Origin of the sequence: Reyranella sp., from assembly GCF_965249915.1 — a bacterium.
GTDB lineage: Bacteria > Pseudomonadota > Alphaproteobacteria > Reyranellales > Reyranellaceae > Reyranella.
On the sequence record NZ_OZ252257.1, the window covers coordinates 1,840,949 to 1,861,765 of the forward strand.

15 protein-coding genes are annotated in these 20,817 nt (G+C 67.1%); 6 read left to right on the top strand and 9 right to left on the bottom strand.

Going from position 1 to position 20,817, the window contains the following annotated elements; translation table 11 throughout:
- Window positions 1–62: 62 nt before the first annotated feature.
- Window positions 63–2,096, top strand: coding sequence for a DUF4139 domain-containing protein (locus ACP15H_RS09275; protein WP_425065908.1), 2,034 nt, complete (start codon window positions 63–65; stop codon window positions 2,094–2,096).
- Here the strand turns inward: ACP15H_RS09275 and recG are convergent, their stop codons facing one another.
- Window positions 2,097–4,373 (bottom strand): ATP-dependent DNA helicase RecG, encoded by a 2,277-nt coding sequence (gene recG, locus ACP15H_RS09280; protein ID WP_425065909.1) that lies wholly within the window; start codon window positions 4,371–4,373, stop codon window positions 2,097–2,099.
- On the opposite strand from recG, the gene ACP15H_RS09285 reads away from it, so the two are divergent.
- Together ACP15H_RS09285 and mfd are read left to right on the top strand one after the other, a co-directional pair.
- Window positions 4,263–4,532: a succinate dehydrogenase assembly factor 2 gene (locus tag ACP15H_RS09285; protein ID WP_425065910.1), complete on the top strand. Its 270-nt coding sequence runs from the start codon at window positions 4,263–4,265 to the stop codon at window positions 4,530–4,532. The genes recG and ACP15H_RS09285 overlap by 111 nt on opposite strands.
- Window positions 4,532–8,029 carry a transcription-repair coupling factor gene (gene mfd / locus ACP15H_RS09290; RefSeq protein WP_425065911.1) on the top strand — a complete coding sequence of 1,166 codons (3,498 nt, stop codon included), beginning with the start codon at window positions 4,532–4,534 and terminating at the stop codon, window positions 8,027–8,029. The genes ACP15H_RS09285 and mfd overlap by 1 nt, the downstream gene beginning before the upstream one ends.
- Here mfd and ACP15H_RS09295 read toward each other — a convergent pair.
- From ACP15H_RS09295 to ACP15H_RS09315, 5 genes are all read right to left on the bottom strand, one after another.
- On the bottom strand, window positions 7,923–8,594 hold the full coding sequence (locus ACP15H_RS09295) for a TetR family transcriptional regulator (protein WP_425065912.1): 672 nt from the start codon (window positions 8,592–8,594) through the stop codon (window positions 7,923–7,925). The two genes, mfd and ACP15H_RS09295, sit on opposite strands and share 107 nt — an antisense overlap.
- 83 nt (window positions 8,595–8,677) lie before the next feature.
- On the bottom strand, window positions 8,678–9,601 hold the full coding sequence (locus tag ACP15H_RS09300) for an IS110 family transposase (RefSeq protein WP_425065913.1): 924 nt from the start codon (window positions 9,599–9,601) through the stop codon (window positions 8,678–8,680).
- Window positions 9,602–9,908: 307 nt separating this feature from the next.
- On the bottom strand, window positions 9,909–10,568 hold the full coding sequence (locus tag ACP15H_RS09305; RefSeq protein WP_425065914.1) for a DsbA family oxidoreductase: 660 nt from the start codon (window positions 10,566–10,568) through the stop codon (window positions 9,909–9,911).
- Window positions 10,565–11,710, bottom strand: coding sequence for a CynX/NimT family MFS transporter (locus ACP15H_RS09310; protein WP_425065915.1), 1,146 nt, complete (start codon window positions 11,708–11,710; stop codon window positions 10,565–10,567). Before ACP15H_RS09310 ends, ACP15H_RS09305 begins: the two co-directional genes overlap by 4 nt.
- 50 nt (window positions 11,711–11,760) lie before the next feature.
- Window positions 11,761–12,522: an SDR family NAD(P)-dependent oxidoreductase gene (locus ACP15H_RS09315; RefSeq protein WP_425065916.1), complete on the bottom strand. Its 762-nt coding sequence runs from the start codon at window positions 12,520–12,522 to the stop codon at window positions 11,761–11,763.
- Window positions 12,523–12,581: 59 nt separating this feature from the next.
- Between ACP15H_RS09315 and ACP15H_RS09320 the strand changes: the two genes are divergently transcribed.
- Complete coding sequence (locus ACP15H_RS09320; RefSeq protein ID WP_425065917.1) at window positions 12,582–13,349, top strand: SDR family NAD(P)-dependent oxidoreductase; 768 nt, start codon at window positions 12,582–12,584, stop codon at window positions 13,347–13,349.
- A gap of 101 nt (window positions 13,350–13,450) precedes the next feature.
- Here ACP15H_RS09320 and ACP15H_RS09325 read toward each other — a convergent pair whose 3' ends face one another.
- Complete coding sequence (locus tag ACP15H_RS09325; protein ID WP_425065918.1) at window positions 13,451–14,590, bottom strand: alanine racemase; 1,140 nt, start codon at window positions 14,588–14,590, stop codon at window positions 13,451–13,453.
- Between the two features lie 15 nt (window positions 14,591–14,605).
- On the opposite strand from ACP15H_RS09325, the gene ACP15H_RS09330 reads away from it, so the two are divergent.
- Window positions 14,606–15,187, top strand: coding sequence for a hypothetical protein (locus ACP15H_RS09330; RefSeq protein ID WP_425065919.1), 582 nt, complete (start codon window positions 14,606–14,608; stop codon window positions 15,185–15,187).
- 79 nt (window positions 15,188–15,266) lie between these two features.
- Here the strand turns inward: ACP15H_RS09330 and ACP15H_RS09335 are convergent, their stop codons facing one another.
- Window positions 15,267–16,904, bottom strand: a complete 1,638-nt coding sequence (locus ACP15H_RS09335; RefSeq protein ID WP_425065920.1) for a thiamine pyrophosphate-dependent enzyme — start codon at window positions 16,902–16,904, stop codon at window positions 15,267–15,269.
- A 35-nt stretch (window positions 16,905–16,939) separates the two neighbouring features.
- Window positions 16,940–17,932, bottom strand: a complete 993-nt coding sequence (locus ACP15H_RS09340; protein ID WP_425065921.1) for a Bug family tripartite tricarboxylate transporter substrate binding protein — start codon at window positions 17,930–17,932, stop codon at window positions 16,940–16,942.
- 172 nt (window positions 17,933–18,104) lie between these two features.
- Between ACP15H_RS09340 and ACP15H_RS09345 the strand changes: the two genes are divergently transcribed.
- Complete coding sequence (locus ACP15H_RS09345; RefSeq protein ID WP_425065922.1) at window positions 18,105–20,678, top strand: tetratricopeptide repeat protein; 2,574 nt, start codon at window positions 18,105–18,107, stop codon at window positions 20,676–20,678.
- Window positions 20,679–20,817: the final 139 nt, after the last annotated feature.

The following is a 20,817-nucleotide window of genomic DNA, read 5'->3' on the forward strand; positions in this document are numbered from 1 at the left end:
CCGCTGCCGTGCTTGTGTCACAGTCGCTGTGCACGGTGCGCGGGCATCGACCGGGAGAGACCATGCGCTTTTTGATGAACGTCGTGGCCCTGGTGGGCTTTATCGCGTTCCCGAGCTTCGCCTTCGCCCAGGACCTCGCGCTGAAGAGGGTCATGCTCTCCTCGGGCGGTCTCGGCTATTTCGAATACGAGGCGAGCGTCGACGGCGACGCGACCCTGAAGCTCACCGTGTCGCTGGGACAGGTGGACGACGTGCTGAAGAGCCTCGTCGTCTATGACGACAAAGGCAGCGTGGGCGGGCTCAGCCTGCCGGGCCGCGAGCCGCTGGCACAGGCGTTCAAGGATCTTCCGTTCGACCAGAATTCGCTGGGCTCGCCGGCCGAGCTGCTGCAGACCCTGAAGGGTGCGCAGGTCACGGTCGGCGGCAGTCGCTCGATCTCCGGCCGCATCGTGTCGGTCGAGGAGGACAGCGTCGCGCTGCCCGACAACAAGGGCATGGTGAAGCGCACGCGGGTCACGCTCTACACTGATCGCGGCCTGCAGCAGTTCATCCTGGAGGATGCGGAGAACCTGCAGTTCGCCGATACGGCCTTGCGCGACAAGGTCGGTCAGGCACTGATCGCCATCCAGGGCAACCGCGCCAAGGACGCGCGCACCATCGACCTCGCGATGCGCGGGCAGGGCAAGCGCACGGTGCGCGTGGCCTACATCGTCGAGGCGCCGGTCTGGAAGGCCTCCTACCGTCTGACTCTCGGCGCCGATCCGGCCGCCGCGCGCTCGGGTCTGCAGGGGTGGGCCGTGGTCGAGAATCTGAGCGGCCAGGATTGGAAGGACGTCGAGCTGACGCTCGTGTCGGGCCGCCCGGTGGCCTTCCATCAGGCTCTCTACAACGCCTATTACGTCACCCGCCCCGAAGTACCGGTCGAGATTGCCGGCCGCCTGATGCCGGGTATCGATCGCGGCGGCGTCACGGCCGACCAGCAGAGAGCGAAATCCTCGCTGGCGATGCCGGCGCCCGCGCCGTATCGCGCGCAGCAGGAGCGTTCGGTCGGCGCGCCGGCCATGGCACCCCCTCCGCCGCCGCCCGCGGAACTGGCAACTGCCGCCGAGCAGATCGAGGCGAGCGACGCCGCCACGCAGGTGATCTTCAAGTTCCCGCGCGCGGTCAGTGTCGAGAACGGCCGTACGCTGTCGATCCCGATCGTCGACCGGCAGGTGCCGGCGGCGCGCCTCGCGCTCTATCAGGCCGACACCGCCGCGCGTAACCCGCTGGCCGCGATCCGCCTGACCAACGATGGCGAGTCGGGCCTGCCGCCCGGCATCATCACCCTCTACGAGCGCGACAAGGGAGGCTACGTGTCCTATGTCGGCGACGCGCGTCTTTCGGGCTTCCCGGTCGGCGAAACCCGCCTGCTGGCCTATGCGCTCGACGAGAAGATCATCATCGAGCGCGACGTGGCGCAGACCGATCGGGTGGCGTCCGGCACCATCGCCAATGGCGCGCTGCGGCTGTCGCGCGTCGTGCGACAGACGACGGTCTATCGCGTGCGTGGCCCGGCCAAGGAGCCGCGCCAGCTGGTCGTCGTGCAACGGCGCCTGCCGGGCTGGACCTTGACCAGGCCGGAGTCCAAGGACGTAGAGCTCAGCGAAGGCAACTATCGCATCCCGTTCCAGCTTCCGGGCGGTGAGCAGACCCAGACCTTCGAGGTCGTGCAGGAGCAGACGCAACAGCAGGAAATCCGGCTGGTCGAAAGCGCGGCCGAGCAGATCCGCGTCTATGCCCAGGCCCGCGAGTTCGATGCGAAGACGCGCGAGCAGCTCACCCGCGTGCTGCAGCTTCAGCAGGCGGCCGCAGAGGCCCAGCGCAAGGTGGCGCAGGTCGATACCGAGCGGCAGGCGATCGTGCAGGAGCAGGCACGCCTGCGCGAGAACCTAGCGAGGGTGCCGCCCACCAGCGACCTCCAGCGCCGCTATCTCGCGACCCTCGACAAGCAGGAAACCGATCTGGAGGCGCTCGCCAATCGCCGCACCGACGCCGAGAAGTCGGCCGAAGCGGCGCGCGAGGCTCTGCGGACGTTTGTGAGCCAGTTGGGCTGATCAACCCGCCCGCAGCGTCCTCACCGCGTCATCGCGGCGGAAGAGGTAGAGGAGGGCGCGCAGCGCCGTGCCGCGCTCGGTTTGCAGGTCGGGATCGCGGGCGATCACCAGCCGGGCATCGTCGCGGGCGGCTTCGAGCAGCTCGTTATGAACGGCAAGGTCGGCCAGCCGCATGTCGGGCAGGCCGCTCTGGCGGGTGCCTAAAAGCTCGCCGGCGCCGCGCAGCTTCAGATCCTCCTCGGCGATGCGGAATCCGTCCTCGGTCTCGCGCATGATCGCCAGGCGCGACTTGGCGGTCTCGCCGAGCGGCAACGCGTAGAGCAGCAGGCAAGTCGACTTGGCGCTGCCGCGTCCCACCCGGCCGCGCAGCTGGTGGAGCTGCGCCAAGCCGAAGCGCTCGGCGTGTTCGATCACCATCACCGTGGCGGCCGGCACGTCGACGCCGACCTCGATCACGGTGGTGGCCACGAGGATCGACAGCCGGCCATCGGCGAAGGCGGCCATGGTGGCCTCGCGCTCGGCCCCTTTCAGCCGGCCATGCAGCAGACCGACCTTTCCGGGGAAGCGGTCGTTCAACAGCTGGAAGCGCTCGGTCACGTTGGCGAGGTCGATTTCCTCGGATTCCTCGATCAGCGGGCAGACCCAGTAGACGCGCGCGCCCGCGGCGATCTGCCGTCCGATCCCCTGCGCGACCTCACCGAGCCGCTCGAGCGGGATGGTGCGGGTGTCGATCGGCTGGCGGCCCCTGGGCTTCTCCGTGAGCTTGGACACATCCAGATCGCCGTAGGCGGCGAGCATGAGCGTGCGCGGAATTGGCGTCGCGGTCATGACGAGCAGATCGACGGCATGGCCCTTCGACGACAGCGCCATGCGCTGATGCACGCCGAACCGGTGCTGCTCGTCGACCACCGCCATGGCGAGGTCGGCGAATTCGACATCCTCCTGCACCAGCGCATGCGTGCCGACCACGAGCTGGATCGTGCCGTCGGCCAGGCCCTGCAAGGTCTGCTTCTTCTGGCGCTGGCCGTCGCGCCCGGTCAGCAACGCGATTTTCACGCCGGCCGCTTCCGCGAGCGGCGCGATGGTCGCGAAATGCTGGCGCGCCAACAGTTCGGTCGGCGCCATCATCGCGGCCTGCGCGCCGGCCTCGACGCAGATCAGCATGGCCAGCAGCGCCACCAGGGTCTTGCCGCTGCCGACATCGCCCTGCAGCAGCCGCACCATGCGCTCTTCCTTGGCGAGATCGTCGGCGATCTCGGCGATGGCCTGGGTCTGGCTGGCGGTCAGCTCGAAGCCCAGCGAGGCGAGGGCGGTCTTTCGCAGGCGGCCGTCCCCCTTGGTCGCGTGACCGGCCAGGGTGCGGTTGTGATGGCGCACCAGCGCGATGGCGAGTTGGCTGGCCAGCAACTCGTCGAAGGCGAGGCGGGCGCGGGCAGGGTGGGACGGAGAGAGATCGCCCATCTCCTCGGGCGCGTGGACACGCGCAACGGCGGTCTTCCAGTCGCTCCAGCCCTGTTTTCGGTGAAAGGCGGCGTCCTGCCATTCGGGAAGGGCCGGCGCGCGGTCGACAGCGGCCGCAATGGCCTTCTGCACCGGCCTCTGGGTGAGCCCAGCGGTGAGGCCATACAGGGGCTCGACCCGCAGGATCGCTTCGCGCTCGGTCAGCGGGACGACATGGTCGGGGTGCGTCATCTGCACCTCGCCCTGGTAGATTTCGACCTTGCCGCTCACCACGCGCGTCTCGCCCGGCGGCAGCAGCTTCTTGAGATAGTCCTCGCGGCCGTTGAAGTAGGTGAGACAAATTCGGCCGCTCTCGTCGCTGCACCAGATCTTGTAGGGCTGGCGCGGACTGTGCGGGACCATGTGCTCGTCGACATTGACCGTCAGGGTCGCGACCTCGCCGCCGCGCGCCTGGGCCACGTCGGGCGCGTTCCGCCGGTCGATCACGGCGAAGGGCAGGTGCCAGAGCAGGTCGACGACCAGCTTGCCTGCAAGTTTCTCCACGAGAGTGCCCAGCCGTGGCCCGATTCCGGGGAGCGACGTGACATGGGCAAAGAGGGGGGTGAGGGCTTGAGGGCGCATCGTTGGCTGGATCTGGGCTGCGTGACTTCGCCATCGCCGCCGCCTATATGCTACGCCCCTTTTGGGTCCGGGACTGGGGAAAACATGGTTGGCGAGACGGATCTGGAGACGCGGCGGAAGCGCCTGCTCTACCGCAGCACCTATCGCGGCAACAAGGAGAACGACATCCTCCTTGGGCAGTTCGCGCGCGCGCATCTCGGGGAATTCGGCGCCGCCGAGCTCGACCAGTATGAGCGGCTGCTCTCGGTCGGCGACAACGACATCTACGACTGGGTCTCGGGCAAGGTCGAAGTTCCCGCCGATCAAGATTCGACGGTGGTGCGCAAGCTGCTGGCGTTTCGCGTGAGGTTTTAGTGGCGCTGCCGTTCGTCAGTGCACTGGCTGCGATCCCGCGCAAGGCCATCAAATGGACCCTCGCCGGGCTGCCGGAAGGCGCCGATGCCCTCGTCCTGGCAGAGCTGGCACGCGCCACCGGCGGCGTGGACATTTTGCATGTGGCGCGCGATGGGCAGCGGCTGGAGCGGCTACAGGACGGGCTGCGCTTCTTCAGCCCCGATCGCGAGGTGCTGGTCTTTCCAGCCTGGGATTGCCTGCCCTACGATCGCATGTCGCCGCATCCCGACATCGTGGCCGAACGCCTGGAGACGCTGAGCCGGCTGGCCACCCCGAAGGCCCCTGGCGCGCCGGCGCGCATCATCCTCGCTTCGGTGGGCGCCGCGCTACAGCGCGTGCCGCCCAGGAGCCTCTATAGCGAGGCAGCGACGATCCTGCGCAAGGGGCAGATGCTCGACGTCGCCTGGCTGACCAAATTCCTCGGCGAGAACGGCTATGGCCGGTCGGAGACGGTGATGGAGCCGGGCGAGTTCGCCGTGCGCGGCGGCCTGTTCGATCTCTTTCCGCCCGGCACCAAGGAGCCGCTGCGGCTCGACCTGTTCGGCGACACGCTGGAGGCCATCCGCTCCTTCGATCCAATGAGCCAGCGTTCGACCGGAACCCGCGAAGAGGTCGTGCTGCTGCCGGTCAGCGAAGTCCTGCTGACGCCCGAAAGCATCGAGCGTTTCCGCAGCGGCTATCGCGAGCTGTTCGGCAACGTCTCGGGTGACGACCTGCTCTACGAAGCTGTCTCGGCCGGACAGCGCCATGTCGGCGTCGAGCATTGGATGCCGCTGTTCCACGATCACATGGAAACGCTGCTCGACTACTGCCCCGGCGCGGTCGTCACAGCCGATCATGAGGCCTCGGAAGCCTTCGGCGCGCGCTACGAGCTGGTCGCCGACTATTACGACGCCCGCAAGAAGACCGGCGCCAAGGGCGGCATGACCGGCGGCGCGGACTACAAGCCGCTGCCGCCCGAGCGGCTTTATCTCAAACCGTCCGAATGGGAGCGCCTGCTCGACGGCCGTCCCGTCGCCAAGTTCTCGAGCTTCGATTCGGCGCCCGGCGCGGTCAATACGATCGATCTCGGCGGCCGCCGCCACGAGGGCTTTGCCCAGGCGCGTACGGCGCAAGGGGTGAATCTGTTCGACAAGGTGGCCGAGCATGTGAAGGCGGCCAACGACGCCGGCCGTCGCATCGTCGTCGCCGGCTACACCGACGGATCGACGACCCGCCTGCAGCACCTGCTGCAAGAGCATGGCGCCACCACGCCGGTGCTCGCCGCCGACTTCGCCATGGTGCAGGCCCTGCCGGCCGGCGTCGTCGCCGTCGTGATCTGGCCACTGGAGCACGGCTTCGTGCTCGACGGGCTGGAAGTGATCGGCGAGGAGGACATTCTCGGCGACCGCCTGTCGCGCCCTGCCAAGAAGCGCCGCCCGTCCGAGCGGTTCATCGCCGAGGCCTCGGCGCTCAGCGACGGCGACCTGGTGGTGCATCGCGAGCATGGCGTCGGACGCTACGAAGGGCTCGTGACGCTCGAGATTCATCACGCGCGCCACGACTGCCTGCGCCTCACTTATGACGGCGGCGACAAGCTCTTCGTGCCAGTCGAGAACATCGACGTGCTGAGCCGCTACGGCGCGGGCGAGGAGGGGGCCGTCCTCGACCGGCTGGGCGGCGTCGCCTGGCAGTCGCGCAAGGCCAAGCTCAAGCAGCGCATCGCCGACATGGCCGACCGGCTGATCCAGATCGCCGCCGAGCGTGCGGTCCGGCGCGGCGAGACGCTCAGCCCGCCTGACGGCCTGTACGAGGAATTCTGCGCGCGCTTCCCCTATGCCGAAACCGACGACCAGCTCCAGGCGATCTCCGACGTCATGGACGATCTGTCCTCGGGCAAGCCGATGGACCGGCTGGTGTGCGGCGATGTCGGCTTCGGCAAGACCGAGGTTGCCCTGCGCGCGGCCTTCGTGGCGGCCATGTCGGGCAAGCAGGTGGCGGTGATCGGCCCGACGACCCTGCTGGCCCGTCAGCACCACCGCACCTTCGTCGAGCGCTTCCAGGGCATGCCGCTGAACATCGGCCGCCTGTCGCGCCTGGTGCCGGCCAAGGAGGCCAAGGCCACCAAGGAAGGGCTGAAGGACGGCACCGTCAACATCGTCTGCGGCACGCATGCGCTGCTGGCCAAGAGCATCGAATTCAAGGATCTCGGCCTGCTGATCGTCGACGAGGAGCAGCATTTCGGCGTCGGCCACAAGGAGCGCCTGAAGGAGCTGCGCGCCGACGTCCATGTGCTGACCCTGACGGCGACGCCGATCCCGCGCACCCTGCAGCTCGCGCTGACTGGCGTGCGCGACATGAGCCTGATCGCCACCCCGCCGGTCGATCGACTGGCGGTACGCACCTTCATCACGCCTTTCGACGGGGTCACCATCCGCGAGGCTCTGCTGCGCGAGCAGTATCGCGGCGGCCAGACCTTCTACGTCTGTCCGCGGGTGGAGGACCTGGCGTCCGTTGCCACGGAGATCCGCGAGCTGGTGCCGGAAATTCGCCTCGGTATGGCGCACGGCAAGATGGCGCCGACCACGATCGAGAACACGATGCAGGATTTCGTCGAGGGCAAGTTCGACGTGCTGCTCTCGACCAACATCGTGGAGAGCGGTCTCGACATCCGCAACGCCAACACCATGATCATCCATCGCGCCGACATGTTCGGGCTGGCCCAGCTCTACCAGCTGCGCGGCCGGGTCGGTCGCGGCAAGACGCGCGCCTATGCCTACCTTACGGTGCCGCCGGGCCGGGCGCTGAACGAGGCGGCGGCCAAGCGGCTCGAGGTGATGCAGACGCTCGATACGCTGGGCGCGGGATTCCAGCTCGCGAGCCACGACCTCGACATCCGCGGCGCCGGCAATCTCCTGGGCGACGAGCAGTCGGGCCATATCCGCGAAGTCGGCATCGAACTCTACCAGCAGCTGCTGGAGGAGGCGGTCGCGGTGGCACGCGGGCGCTCCCAGGAAGCCGAGAAGTCGGAATGGTCGCCGCAGATCAATCTCGGCATCCCGGTGCTGATCCCCGAGGAATATGTGCCCGATCTGTCGGTCCGCATGGGCCTCTACCGGCGCCTGGGAGGCCTCACCAACCAGGGCGAGATCGACTCGTTTGCCGCCGAACTGGTCGACCGGTTCGGCCGCATGCCGGTGGAGGCGGAATTCCTGCTGAGCACGGTGTCGCTGAAGCTCCTGTGCCGCGCCGCGCAGGTCGAGAAGATCGATGCCGGCGAGAAGGCCGTCGTCTTCAGCTTCCACCAGAACAAGTTCCCGAGGCCGGACCGCCTGGTCGCCTGGATCCAGAAAAATGCGCCGCTGGTGAAGCTCAGGCCCGACCACCGCGTGATCGTGCAGCGGGTCTGGACGGACGAGCGCCAGCGGCTTTCGGGCGTGACGTCGATCGTTTCCTCTTTGTCGAAGCTCGCCGCTTAGGGGCTTTCTTAGGCTTCGGCTTCGGCTTCATCAGCGCCTTCGTCGTGCGGCGGGCACAGCGCAGCAGCCAGTCGCTGAGCCGTGGATCGCCCGAGGCCCGCGCCAGGGTGATGGCGCCGACCGTCAGGATCGCAACGGCGGTCGCATCGGCATCGAGCGAGCGCTTCTTTCCACGCGCCAGTTCGGCGATCACGCCGTGGAGCACGTTGGCATAAGCGAGCCTTGCCGCCAGCGGTGCGCGCGCCACGTCGCCGGCGAGCGCAGCGAGGGCGCAACCCTGCGCGGTAGCGGCCAGATTTTCCCTATCGAGATACTCGTCGAGCGCGGTGCTGGCCTTTTCGGCCGCGCGCAGCCGCGGCAGAAGCCCGTGTCCCATCCGGACGATCTCGGCGAACAGGGCGTCCTTCGAGGTGAAATGCGCGTAGAAGGCGCCGCGCGTCAGCCCGGCCGCCAGCATGATGTCGTCGATGTTGGTACCGGCATGGCCGCGCAGCCGGAACAGCCGTGCCGCATGCTCGACGATCTCGGACCGGATGGCGGCCTTTCGGGTGGCGCTGATGGGCATGATATGCCGATTATCATATCATATGATAGTCGACATATGAATGGCCAAACACACAGCCTCACCCTGAGCGACCGTCGTGTTGGTCAAGCGTTTGCCCATTGTTTTCTGTCCCTGAGGATGGCGTTGAGGATGGTCACGAGCTTGCGCATACAAGCGACGATGGCGACCTTTGCCGGCTTTCCTGCGGCGCGCAGGCGATGATAGGTCAGCGCCAAGGGCAGCTTGCGGCGGATGGAGACGAGGATGCTCATGTAGAGGGCAGCCCGTACGACGGGTCGTCCTCCCGCGATGGTACGGCGGCCACGCAAGGTGCCGCTGTCGCGATTGAACGGGGCGACGCCGGTCAGGGAAGCAATCTCGCGTCGGCCGAGACGGCCCAGTTCAGGCAGTTCGGCGATCAGGGTGCGGGCGATCCTGGGCCCGATGCCGGGAACGCTGATCAGAAGGTCCTCCGCTTCCCGCCAGGTCGGTGTTCCCCGGACGGCGGTGTCGATGTCGTCGTCGATCTGTTCGAGCTGGGCCTTCAAGGTGGCAAGCACGCGATCGACGCTCTTGAGGGTGCGTCGAACTGTGAGCATGCGCCGGCGATTGCTCTCGGCCCCGATCATCTCGACGAGCTGACGGCGGCGGGCCATCAGTTCGCCCAACAGTCTGGACTGCTCGTCAGCGAGCGGTCGCGCCGGTGGGTTCACCGCCTCGGCGAAGTGGGCGATGACAGCGGCATCCAGCGCATCGGTCTTGGCCAGCCGTGCGGTGGCCCAGGCGAAGTCTCGGATCTGCCGTGGATTGACGACCGCCACGGGCAGGCCCGCCGCGCCCAGGCCTGCCGCCACGATCGTCTCGAAGCCACCGGTTGCTTCGAGCACGATCAGAGCAGGTGCCATTTTACTCAGCCGCCCAATCAGGTCCTCGATGCCTTCTCCGTCGCGGGCAACGGTGAAGGCCTCGCCGGCGGGGCGCACATGAACATCCAGGCGCTCTTTCGCCACATCGATACCTACGAACATGGATCTTGGCTCCCATCCTTGCGCATGCGGGCTCGCGGTTCGGCCCAGGCGACCGTTCGGGATCACAAAATCAACGGTGGAGGCGCCGAGCTCAGGGACGGGCTTGGAGGCCCCAGGAGCCTGCGGGCTCTCCACCGAGACCGCACCTGCAACTCTACGCCGGCGCGGCCGTGTCTTGATACAAGGAGCGGCCGCAGGCCGCGTCTCGAAGGGTCGCTACGAACAAGGCGTGCGTTGCCCATCCTTCGAGACGCCACGTTGCGCGTGGCTCCTCAGGATGAGGTCAGTGGTGATTTGCCTAAGGTGGCTACGCGGTCGACTGCGCGGCACTCGTGGCGGCGTCGCGCTCGGCGAGATTGAAGACCTCGACGAAGGCGGGGGGCGGCTGGGCGCCGGAGACCGCGTATTTACGGTTCACGATGAAGCAGGGGACGCCGTTGATGCCCAGGCGGCGGGCATAGACATCGGAGGCGACGACTTCCTGGCGGCCTTCGTCACCCGCAAGGAAGTGGCGGGTAATGTCTTCTTCGATGCCGGCACGCACGGCGCATTCGACCAGCGTATCGAGGTCGCCGATGTCGAGGCCCTCCTCGAAATAGGCCTTGAACAGTTCGGCCACGACCTCGTCCTGACGCTCGCTCCGGGCGCTCCAGTGGACCAGCCGGTGCGACAGGACCGTGTTGGGCGTGCGCTTGATGCGCGAGAACTGGAAGTCGATGCCGGCCTCACGGCCGCTCTCGGCGATCGCCTGGTAGATCTGGCGCGGCCGGTCGCCGCCGCCGAACTTGGCGCGCACATAGTCGTCGCGCGTCATGCCCTCGGCCGGCATGTCGGGATTGAGCTGGAACGGGCGCCACGCCACCGCGACGTCGGTGCGGCCGCTCTGCTGCAGCGCGCGCTCGAAGCGGCGCTTGCCGATGTAGCACCAGGGACAGATCGTATCGGAGACGATGTCGACGTAGATCATGCCCCCAGCTTATGCCTTTCCAGCCAGTGCAGGAAGAGGCCGGCGGCCGCCGCTACGCCCAACGCGACCGTGGTCAGCCAGGCGGCGCTGGGCCAGCCGCCCCAGCCAACCAGGGCACCGGTGATCGGAGGCCCGAGTAGTCCGCCGATATTGGAGCCCTGCATCAGCAGACCGGTCGAGGCGCCGGCCAGTTCCCGTCGCGGCGCATGGATTGGAATCGCGGTGAACAGCGCGCCCGGCACCACGCCGATCACCGTCGAATAGAGGCCGGCCAGCACCAGCCGCGCGAGGTCCGGCACGCCGTTCACGAAGATGCCGGCGGCGCACAGGCTCATCGACAGGGTGGCGCCGACGATCACGGTGACCCGCGGCACCCGGCGGTGCAGCAGCCAGCCGGCCCCGAGATTGCCTGTCACGTTCAGGATGGCGACTGCGGCCGTGACGATGGCGGCCGTCGAGGTGGAATAGCCCAGCCGCTCGATCAGGAGCGTCGGCAGGAAGCCGATGATGGCGAACCAGCAGCAGGCATAGGCGCCGAAGCAGAGCGCGATGGCCAGCGGCCCGCCGCTGGTGGCGACTTCCTTCATCTCCGCGAGGACCGGGCGGCGCGTCACCGGCAGGGGATCGAGTTCGCGCCGCGGCACAGCGCGCAGGAGGAGCGCGGCCGCCATCACCGCAGCCGCCCCGGCGGCGACCAGCCACACGGTGCGCCAGGAGGTGCCGGGCAGCACGATGGCCGCGATCACCATCATGGTGCCGGAGCCGGCCGGCATGTAGGTGCTCCAGATCGCCATGGCGAGGCGCTGATCACTGGGGCGCATAATTCGCAGGAGCAGGGTCGGCACGGCCACGACGACGGTGATGAAGCCCAGCCCTTCGAAGATGCGCCCGACCAGCAGCGATTCGACGTTGGGGGCGAAGGCGCCCGCGAAGCTTGCCGCGCCGGCCAGCAGCGTGCCGAAGATCGCCAGCCGCCGGTGACCGACGCGATCGGCCGTCAGCGCGATCGCCATGCCGCCAAGCGCCGTCATTAGGTTGATGACGGACAGCAGCCAGCCCGCCTGCTCGAGGGTCGCGCCGAGATCGTCGCGGATCGAGGGGAGGGCGGGTGGCGCCTTGCCGACCTGGAAGGCCGCGACCATGCCGGCCGCGACCAGCAGCGCGGCCAGCGGCCATGGCGTACGGGTTGGCGTCAGTACTGCACCCGCGAGGTGATGGCGCCGTCAACCACCATGTTGATGCCGGTGATGAACGAGGCGGGCGCGCCGGACAGGAACACGACGGCGCTGGCCACTTCCTGCGGCGTGCCCATGCGGCCTGTCGGATTGCGCGCCAGCGAGCGCTTGTAGCGTTCGCTGGCGGCGTCGCGCTGGCGGCCCCAGGTGTTGCCGTCTTCGAGGATCGTGCCCGGCGAGACCATGTTGACGCGCACGCCCTTGGGCGCCAGCTCGATCGCCATCGACTTGACCATGGGCACCAGCGCCGCCTTCACCGAACGGTAAGGCTGGGTCGGCCCCGCGACCTCGACCAATGAGGTCGTGCCGATGATGGTGAGGGTGGCGCCCTGGCCGCGCGCTTCGAGATGCGGCCGCACGTTCAGCACGGCGTTCACTGTCGCGACCAGGTCGACCTCGATGGCCTTGCGCCAGCCCTCGACCGTGTTGTCGGTGCCGAGGGCACTCACGTTGGCCACGAAATGATCGATGCCGCCCTCTGCCGCGAAGCCGTCGATCCAGGCCTTGAGCGCGTCATTGTCGGTGACGTCGAGCACCGTTCCACTGGCGCGGCCCTGCTGCGCGCGCCATTCCGCCTCGCGCTCCTTCACCAGTGCCGCATCGCGGGCGCAGAAGCCCACGACCGCGCCTTCGGCCAGGAAGGTGTCGACGATGGCGCGTCCGATGCTCTTGGTGCCACCGGTCACCATCACACGCTTGCCTTTGAGACCGAGGTCCATGTTTCCTCCAAACGGGTCGCTCGCCTATAAGGCCGGCATGAAACAGTGGAGCGTCCGGCATGTCCAAGCGATTCGACCTTAGCGGCAAAGTGGCCCTGGTGACCGGCGCCTCGTCGGGCCTGGGCGTTCACTTCGCGCGCACTCTGGCAGGAGCGGGCGCGTCGGTGGCGATCGCGGCGCGGCGGGCGGACCGACTGGCCACCCTGCAGGGAGAACTGCAGCAGGCCGGTGCCAGGGCGTTGGCCGTCGATCTCGACGTGCAGTCGGCGGAGTCGATTGCGGCGGCCTTCGACAAGATCGAAGCGGCGCTGGGACCAGTCGACGTCCTCGTGAACAATGCGGGCATCTCGATCGTGAAGCCGGCGCTCGACATGCCCGAAGCCGACTGGGATTCGGTCGTCGACACCAACCTGCGCGGGGCCTGGCTGATGACGCAGACCGCGGGCAAGCGCTGGGTCGCGGCGAAGCGGCCGGGCTCGATCGTCAACATCGCCTCGATCCTGGGCCTGCGCACGATCGGCCAGGTGGCGCCCTACAATGCCTCGAAGGCGGGGCTGATCCATCTCACGCGGGCGCTGGCCATGGAGTGGGCGCGCTATCACATCCGCGTCAACGCGATCTGCCCGGGCTACATCGAAACCGAGATGAACGGCGATTTCTGGAAGACGCCGGGCGGCCAGCGCCTGATCGACCGCATCCCGCAGCGCCGCATCGGCCAGCCCGAGCATCTCGACGGCGCGCTGCTGCTGCTCGCCTCGGAAGCGGGCGCGTTCATGACCGGCAGCATCATCACCGTCGACGGCGGCCATACGGTGAGTTCGCTGTAGCTACAGGTCGTCCTGGTCGAAGCGAAGGACCTAGCCGAGCGACCGAAGGACTCCCTGGCGAACGCGATATCCTTCTCTTCACTCGGGATGACAATGGAAGGTCACCACCCGTTGATGCGGTCGTAGACGTCAACCACCGACCGGCCGCCATCGAGGTCGCTGTCGACGACGTAGTAGCGGTCGTAGGCGGCGGCGGTGATGCAGGCGTGATTGGGCAGGATGCGGACGCGCGCGCCGATCGGCAGGTTGCCGTAGGGCAGCGGATCGTCGGCGGCGACGAAGCCATGTTCCTGCGAGCATTCGATCACCGCCATGCCGGCAGCCGGCGGATCGGCGATGGTGCCGTAGCCGACCTTGGGCTGGAACTCCTGGGCGCTGATGTCCTTGGAGAGCGCCAACGCGCCGGCATCGACCAGCAGCTGGTTGCGATGCGGATAGTGGCCGATCACCGAGGCCAGAACCGACAGCGCGATGTCTCCCGCGCCGCAGGCGCCGATATATTCCTGGTCGAGATCGTTGAAGACATAGACGCCCGGCCGCATCTCGGTGATGCCCGTGAAGTCGCGCGAATGCATCGCCGTCGGCGTCGAACCGCCGGAGACGATCGGGCAGGGAATGCCCGCCGCCCGCAGCTGCTGGGCCGCGGTCACGATGGCGAGGCGTTCCTGCTCGGCCACGGCCGCGATGCCGTCGGGCGTGCTCTGGTGATAGGAATGGCCGGCATGGGTCATGACGCCGGCGAGGTCGACGCCCGGCGCCTCGTGCAGGACGCGGGCGATGTCGAGCAGACCGGGCAAAGTGGGGTAAGGTAGCCCCGCACGGCCACCGCCGCTGTCGATCTCGATGAACACGGAGAAGGTATCGCCGTCCGTCGCTGCCGCGGCGATGGCCTTGGCGACCGAAAGATTGTCAGTGACGACGCGCAGGTTTACGCCGCGCCGGCGCAGCTCCGTCACGGCGCCGAGCTTCGACGGGATGATGCCGACGCCATAGAGGATGTCCTTGAACCCGCCGTCGGCGAAGTAGCGCGCCTCGGCCAGGGTCGAGACGGTGATGCGGCCGTCATGACCCTCGACGGCCATGCGGCCGATCTCGACCGATTTCGCGGTCTTGAGGTGAGGGCGCAGCATGACGCCTGCGTTACGCAGGCGCTCGCTCATACGCTTGAGGTTGCGGCGCAGGATCGCCCGGTCGAGAATGAGGGCGGGAGTCGGCAGATCGTCGATTGTCTGTGTGGCCATGGTGACGATTTTAGCATGCCGATCGAAAACGAGCGCAAGTTTGTCCTGAACGAGCAGGCTGTGAGCCTGGAAGCGGAACTCGGCGCCATGCAAGGCGTCGCGCGGCATCTGTTGCGTCAGGCCTATCTCGACGCGCCAGGCCTGCGCATCCGCTCCCTCGAGGGCGAAGGCAAGACCGACCATGTCTTCACGTACAAGCGTACGATCGACGGCCAGGTCGTCGAGATCGAAACCGGCCTGAGCGCCGTCGACTTTGGGCGGCTGTGGACCCAGCGCAAGGAGACGCTGGTGAAGGTCCGGTATTCGTGGACCGACGGCGCCTATCACTGGGACGTCGATTTCTTCAAGCGCGACGACGGCTCGACCTACTTCGCGATGGCCGAGGTCGAGATGCCTGAGGAGCAGAGCGAGCCGCCGCCACCGCCGGACTTCCTTGCGAGGCATCTCCTGTTTGTCTCTCCCGCCCTCGACCCGCGCTTCACGTCGAAGCGCATCGCCGACCAGGCACACGCCGCGCGGCTGCTCACCGAGATCAGGGCGAAAGGCAGCGTGTCGCAATCTGTCGTCCCGAGCGCAGCGAAGGGCCTCGCGGAGTGATCAGCGGACTCCTTGAATACGCGAGGGATCCTTCGCTGCGCTCAGCATGACATGAAGGGGACGCCGCTCCGCTGTGGCGTCAGCCCTTCCGAGCCCTGATCCGGGGCAGCGTCACCAACGGCCACGGGTCGGGAAACTGGCCGACCGGGCAGTCGATCAACAATGGCGCACCCTTGGCGATGCCCCGGGAGATCGCGGTGCCCAACTCGTCCGGCGAGCCGACGCGTACGGCGTCGATGCCGAAGCTGTCGGCCAGCTTTACGAAGTCGGGGTTGCGCAGCTCGGTGGCGATGGTGCGGTTGTTGAAGGACTGCTGCTGGATCCGCCGCACGTTGCCGAAGGCGCCATCGCTGAACACGACGGCCACCACGCCGATCCCGTGCTGGGCCGCCGTCGCCATTTCCATTGCGGTGAACATGAAACCGCCGTCGCCGCTGATCGACAGGACCGCCGTGTCGGGCCGGGCGACCTTGGCGCCGAGCGCGGTGGCGTAGCCCCAGCCCAAGGTGCCCTGGTAGCCGGGCGACAGGAAGGTGCGTGGCTTGTAGGTCGGCCAGGCGAAGCGGGCCGCATAGCCCATCTGTGTCAGCTCATCGACCAGGATTCCGTCATCCGGCAGTGCCTTGCGCATCGCTTCGAGGTAGGCGATCTGCGGCGCCAGGGTCTCCCGGATCCTCTTGGTGGCTGCCGCCTTGATCCCGGCGACATGCTCGGCCCGGCCGCTGTGCTTGCGCGCATGCTTTTCGAGGTGCTGGGCCAGCACCTTGAGCGTTGCCGTGGCGTCGCCCACGATGCCGACTTCCGGCTTGCGATGACGGTCGAGTTCCTCGCTGTCGGCGTCGATGCGAACGATCTTCAGCGAATCGTCGAGGCCCCAGTTCTGCTGCTGCGGCTGCAGGCGCGTGCCGACCGCGAGCACGACATCGGCTTCGCCCCAGAAGCGGTAACCGGCCGGCGCAGTGATCGAGAGGCGATGGCGCCCATCGATCACGCCTTGGCCCATGCGGCCGGTCATGACCGGCGCGTCGAGCAGCTCGGCGATGCGCTGAACGTATTCGCCGGCGCCCTGGGCGCCGCCGCCGACCACGATCATCGGATGATCGGCGCCGCCCAGAAGTTTGGCGGCGCGTTCGACGGCGTCCTCGTCGACCGGGCAGGGATCGGCCGTGGCCGCCTTGCCGATCAGCTCGACCGGTGCGCGCCTGGCCCAGGTGTCCATGGCGCATTCGAGCGCGACCGGGCGGCGACGGCCTGACAGCAGACGGCGGAAGGCTTCGTTCACCAGGCCTGGCGCTGCCGTAGGCGAGGGGATGCGGTCGGCCCATTTGGTCAGGCCGCGCATAATGGCGAGCTGGTCGGGAAGTTCGTGCAGCAGGCCGACATTGCGGCCGATCATCGACTGCTGGATCTGGCCCGTCAGTGCCAGCACCGGCGCGTTGACGGCGTAGGCGGTCGCCAGAGCCGCCGTCGTGTTGAGAAAGCCGGGGCCGGGCACCACGACGTAGGCCGAGGGTTTGCCGGCGGCCATCGCATAGCCCAACGCCATGTAGGCGCAGGCCTGCTCGTGGCGTGCGTGGATGGGCCGGAGGGCGTTGGTGCGGTCGTAGAGTGCGTCGAAGAACGGATCGTTCTGAACGCCGGGGAGACAGAACAGGGTGTCGATGCCGTTCACTTCCAGCATCGACAGGACGGTCTGGGCGGTGTTGAGGGTCTGCATGGCCCTCAGTGTACACGCCTGTCGCAGGGTGCGCGCTAGTCGACGCGCGCGCCGGAGGCCTTGATGATCGGCGCGAGGCGGGCCTCCTCGGCGTCGCGGTAGGCCAGGGTGTCGGCCGGCGTGCGCCAGATGGCGACCGAGGCGTGTTCGAGGAACTTGGCCTTGAGATCGTCGCTCTCGAGCGCCTTCTTCGACAGTTCCGACAGCCGCGCGATGATGTCGGGCGGCAGCTTCGCGGGACCGGTGAGGGTGGTCCAGGAGCTGATGTCGAAGCCCGGCAGCGTTTCCGCGATCGTCGGCAAATCCGGCAGCACAGGCGAGCGTTTCGCGGAGGTCACGGCGAGGGCGCGCACCTTGCCGGAACGCGCCTGGCCGAGCGCGCTCGGGATGTTGTCGAACATCATGTTGATCTGGCCGGCCAGCAGATCCTGCATGGCCGGGGCACCGCCGCGATAGGGGACATGCACCATGTCGACTTTGGCCATGATCTTGAACAGTTCGCCCGAGAGATGGAGCGTCGTGCCCGAGCCGGCCGAGCCGTAGGAGTATTTGCCAGGATTCTTGCGCAGCAATTCGATCAGTTCAGGGACCGACTTCGCCGGCAGGTCGAGATTGACCACCAACAGGTTGGGAAGCTCCCAGATCGTGGTGACGAAGGTAAAGTCGTTCTTCGCGTTGAACGGCAGCTTAGCGTAGAGCGTAGGCGAGATGGCGTGGCTCGCGATGCCGCCGAGGCCCAGCGTGTAGCCGTCGGGCGCCGACTGGGCCAGCGCGTCCATGCCGACATTGCCGCCGGACCCGCCCTTATTCTCGACGATCCACTGCTGGCCGGTCAGTTCGGACATCTTGGCGCAGAAGATGCGGGAGAGGGTGTCGGTTCCGCCGCCGGCTGGGAACGGGTTGATGTAACGAATGGGCTTATTGGGATAGGTCCCCTGAGCGGAGACGATCGCGGGGGCGGCGAAGGTGGTCGCGGCGAGCCCGGCCACGACGATGCGGCGCCCGATCGGGCGCGTCTTGAGTGTCATTATTGGTTTCCTCCCTTGATTGACGCCGGAACGGTGCCAAAAAAGGCCCTCGGCGTCGATGGGGTGGTCTTGAAACCGCCGCGCGGATGGCAGAAAAGTCCTGGCGTTGGGGATTTTCGCCTGTCGGGTGCGAATGGCTGTGGGGCCGTCCGCACTTGCAAGAGGAACGGTCATGTTGGGTTTTGAGCGTGGGGCCGCCTTGCGCCTCGTTGCACGCGGCGCCGTGATGGGGGCGGTGTGTGCCGTCGTCGTGACTTCTGCTGCGGCTCAGCCGAAGCCGGCCGCGCCACCTGCCGCAAAGGCGCCGCCACCGCAGAGTCAATCCCAGCAACCGCCAGCGGCGGCAAAGAAGCCGAGCGAACCGTCGGAGGCGGACGTCTGCTACGGCGTGACCGGCGCCGATGCCCCGACGAAGGTCGCAGCCTGCACCGAGGCCATCAACAAGGGACTCTTGTCGGGTGGTCCCCTGGCGCTGGCCTACCTGCACCGCGGCATGTCGGCGACCGGCCCGGATGCCGACAAGCGATCCAGGGCCGACTTCCGAACGGCGATCCGCATGTACAACGACGCCATCATGGCGCAGCCGCTCAACCCGCATCTCTACATGCAGAGAGGCGTCGTCCATCAGACGATCGGAGAGGCCGACCGCGCGATCATCGATTACAGCGACGCGATCCGTCTCGCGCCGCGCGAGACCCTGCCGCTGATCAATCGCGGCGTCGTGCTCTATCTGCGCAAGGACAACAACGAGGGCGCGATCGCCGACTTCAACGCAGCGCTCAAGATCAACCCGAAGGAAATCAGTGCCTGGACCAATCGTGGCATCGTCTATCGCCGCAAGGGCGACCTGAACCAGGCGATCTCCGACTTCACGACGGCGATCAAGCTTCTGCCCGAGAAGATCCAACCGGTGTCGTTCTCCGTCGTGCACGACACCATCACCGGCCAGCTCGAGAGGTCTCCGCAACAGGAGGCCAACCGTCTGGCGTTGCAGGCGGCGTTTGCCTACCTGCAGCGCGGTCTCGCCTGGTACGACAAGAGCGACTACGACAAGGCGATCGCCGACTTCTCCGAGTCGATCCGCCTCAACCCGCGCGACCCGGCGCCCTTCGTGGGGCGTGGCGCCGCCTATATGTACAAGAACGACCTGAAGCAGGCGCTCGCCGACTTCAGCGAGAGCATCAAGCTGAAGCCGGGGCAGGCCTTCGCCCACATGCAGCGCGGCATCGCCTATCACCGCATCGGCGATTCCGACAGTGCGCTCGAGGATTACACGATTGCCCACGAGCTCACGCCCAAGGATCCGGGGCCGCTCGTCAACCGTGGCATCCTCTACTACACGAAGAAGGGCAAGTTCGAGGAGGCGGTGGCCGACTTCGATCAGGCGCTGAAGCTCAATCCGAAGGAAATCAACGCGCTGATCAACCGCGGCGTCACGTGGCGGCAGCGGAACGATCCGGACCGCGCGATCGTCGACTTCAACGAAGCGGTGCGGCTTGGCCTGCAGACGGCCAACATCCTGAAGCTGACGCAGAAGGATAAGGACGGGAAGAGGGATCCCGCGGTAGCGCAGACCGCCGACCAGGTGGCCAACGCCTATTATCAGCGTGGCATGGCCCTGATCGACAAGCAGGAGTACGAGGCCGCGGTCAAGGACTTCGAATCGGCCCTGGAGATCAACGAAAAGGAGCCTCGCGCCTATCTCGGTCGCGGCGCGGCCTACCTGAAGATGGACAAGGCAAAGGAGGCGGTCGCCGATCTCGACTATGCGATCAAGCTCGCCCCCGGAATGGCCTTCGCGTTCTTCGAGCGGGGCGCCGCCTACCATCGCATCGACGACTACGACAATGCGATCAGCGACTACACGGCGTCTATCGCGCTCGATCCCAAGGAGCCGCTGGCCTACATCAACCGCGGCATGGCGCAGATCTTCAAGGACAGGCTGGACGACGCTATCGCCGACTTCGACGCCGCGCTGCTGATCAGCCCCGACGATATCAATGCGCTGGTCCAGCGCGGCTTTGCCTACGGCCTCAAGAAGAACTACCCGCAGGCGCTCTCCGACATCGACAATGCGCTGCGCCTGTCGCCGGGCAATCCGACGGCACTGTACTATCGCGCGCAGGTTCTGGCATTCCGTGGCGATATCGTCCGCGCCATCGAGGATTACAGCCAGGCTCTGCGCATCGACCTCAAGAACCCGCGCATCTATGCCAGCCGTGCAAACCTCTACAGCAGCATCGGCGAATACGACAATGCGATCGAGGATCTGAACAACGCGATCCGGCTCAGGCCGCGCGACGCCAACCTGTTCCTCAACCGCGGCATCGCCTTGTTCAACAAGGGCGACTACGCCAAGGCCGCCGCCGACTACGACGAGGCGCTGGCGCTCGACCCGAAGATGACACCGGCGCTCAACAACCGGTGCCTGACGCGGGCGGTCATGGGATCGAACCTCGATGAGGCGCTGGCCGACTGCAATAGCGTCCTCAAACTGACCCCCGACGACCCCTACGCCCACGATAATATCGGGCTGATCTATCTGAAGCGGAAGGAATACGACAAGGCGATCGCAGAATACGACGCCTCGCTGAAGGTCGATCCGCAGCGTGCGCGCGCCCTCTATGGGCGCGGCCTTGCCCGGTCGCGAAAGGGAGAGAGCCCGGCCGGCATTGCCGACATGTCGGCTGCGAGCGGCATCCAGCCCAGCATCTCCAACGAGTTCACGAAGTACGGCGTAAACTGAGGTCCGCCAGGGACTGCTGAACGGGGGCGCCGACCGGCGCTGTCCGTCGCGGCGACATGCCCGAAATGGCACTCCTTCAGGGCGTCCAATGTTGTATACAGTGTACAGGAATGGGCCGCTGTGATCGGCCCACGGAGAG

Excerpts from the sequence above, each read along its gene's own strand:
- ACP15H_RS09275 (WP_425065908.1), top strand. The coding sequence starts at position 63 with ATGCGCTTTTTGATGAACGTCGTGGCCCTGGTGGGCTTTATCGCGTTC.
- ACP15H_RS09285 (WP_425065910.1), top strand. The coding sequence starts at position 4,263 with ATGGTTGGCGAGACGGATCTGGAGACGCGGCGGAAGCGCCTGCTCTAC.
- recG (WP_425065909.1), bottom strand. The coding sequence starts at position 4,373 with ATGCGCGCGCGCGAACTGCCCAAGGAGGATGTCGTTCTCCTTGTTGCC.
- ACP15H_RS09295 (WP_425065912.1), bottom strand. The coding sequence starts at position 8,594 with ATGCCCATCAGCGCCACCCGAAAGGCCGCCATCCGGTCCGAGATCGTC.
- ACP15H_RS09300 (WP_425065913.1), bottom strand. The coding sequence starts at position 9,601 with ATGTTCGTAGGTATCGATGTGGCGAAAGAGCGCCTGGATGTTCATGTG.
- ACP15H_RS09305 (WP_425065914.1), bottom strand. The coding sequence starts at position 10,568 with ATGATCTACGTCGACATCGTCTCCGATACGATCTGTCCCTGGTGCTAC.
- ACP15H_RS09310 (WP_425065915.1), bottom strand. The coding sequence starts at position 11,710 with ATGGTCGCGGCCTTCCAGGTCGGCAAGGCGCCACCCGCCCTCCCCTCG.
- ACP15H_RS09315 (WP_425065916.1), bottom strand. The coding sequence starts at position 12,522 with ATGGACCTCGGTCTCAAAGGCAAGCGTGTGATGGTGACCGGTGGCACC.
- ACP15H_RS09320 (WP_425065917.1), top strand. The coding sequence starts at position 12,582 with ATGTCCAAGCGATTCGACCTTAGCGGCAAAGTGGCCCTGGTGACCGGC.
- ACP15H_RS09325 (WP_425065918.1), bottom strand. The coding sequence starts at position 14,590 with ATGGCCACACAGACAATCGACGATCTGCCGACTCCCGCCCTCATTCTC.
- ACP15H_RS09330 (WP_425065919.1), top strand. The coding sequence starts at position 14,606 with ATGCCGATCGAAAACGAGCGCAAGTTTGTCCTGAACGAGCAGGCTGTG.
- ACP15H_RS09335 (WP_425065920.1), bottom strand. The coding sequence starts at position 16,904 with ATGCAGACCCTCAACACCGCCCAGACCGTCCTGTCGATGCTGGAAGTG.
- ACP15H_RS09340 (WP_425065921.1), bottom strand. The coding sequence starts at position 17,932 with ATGACACTCAAGACGCGCCCGATCGGGCGCCGCATCGTCGTGGCCGGG.
- ACP15H_RS09345 (WP_425065922.1), top strand. The coding sequence starts at position 18,105 with ATGTTGGGTTTTGAGCGTGGGGCCGCCTTGCGCCTCGTTGCACGCGGC.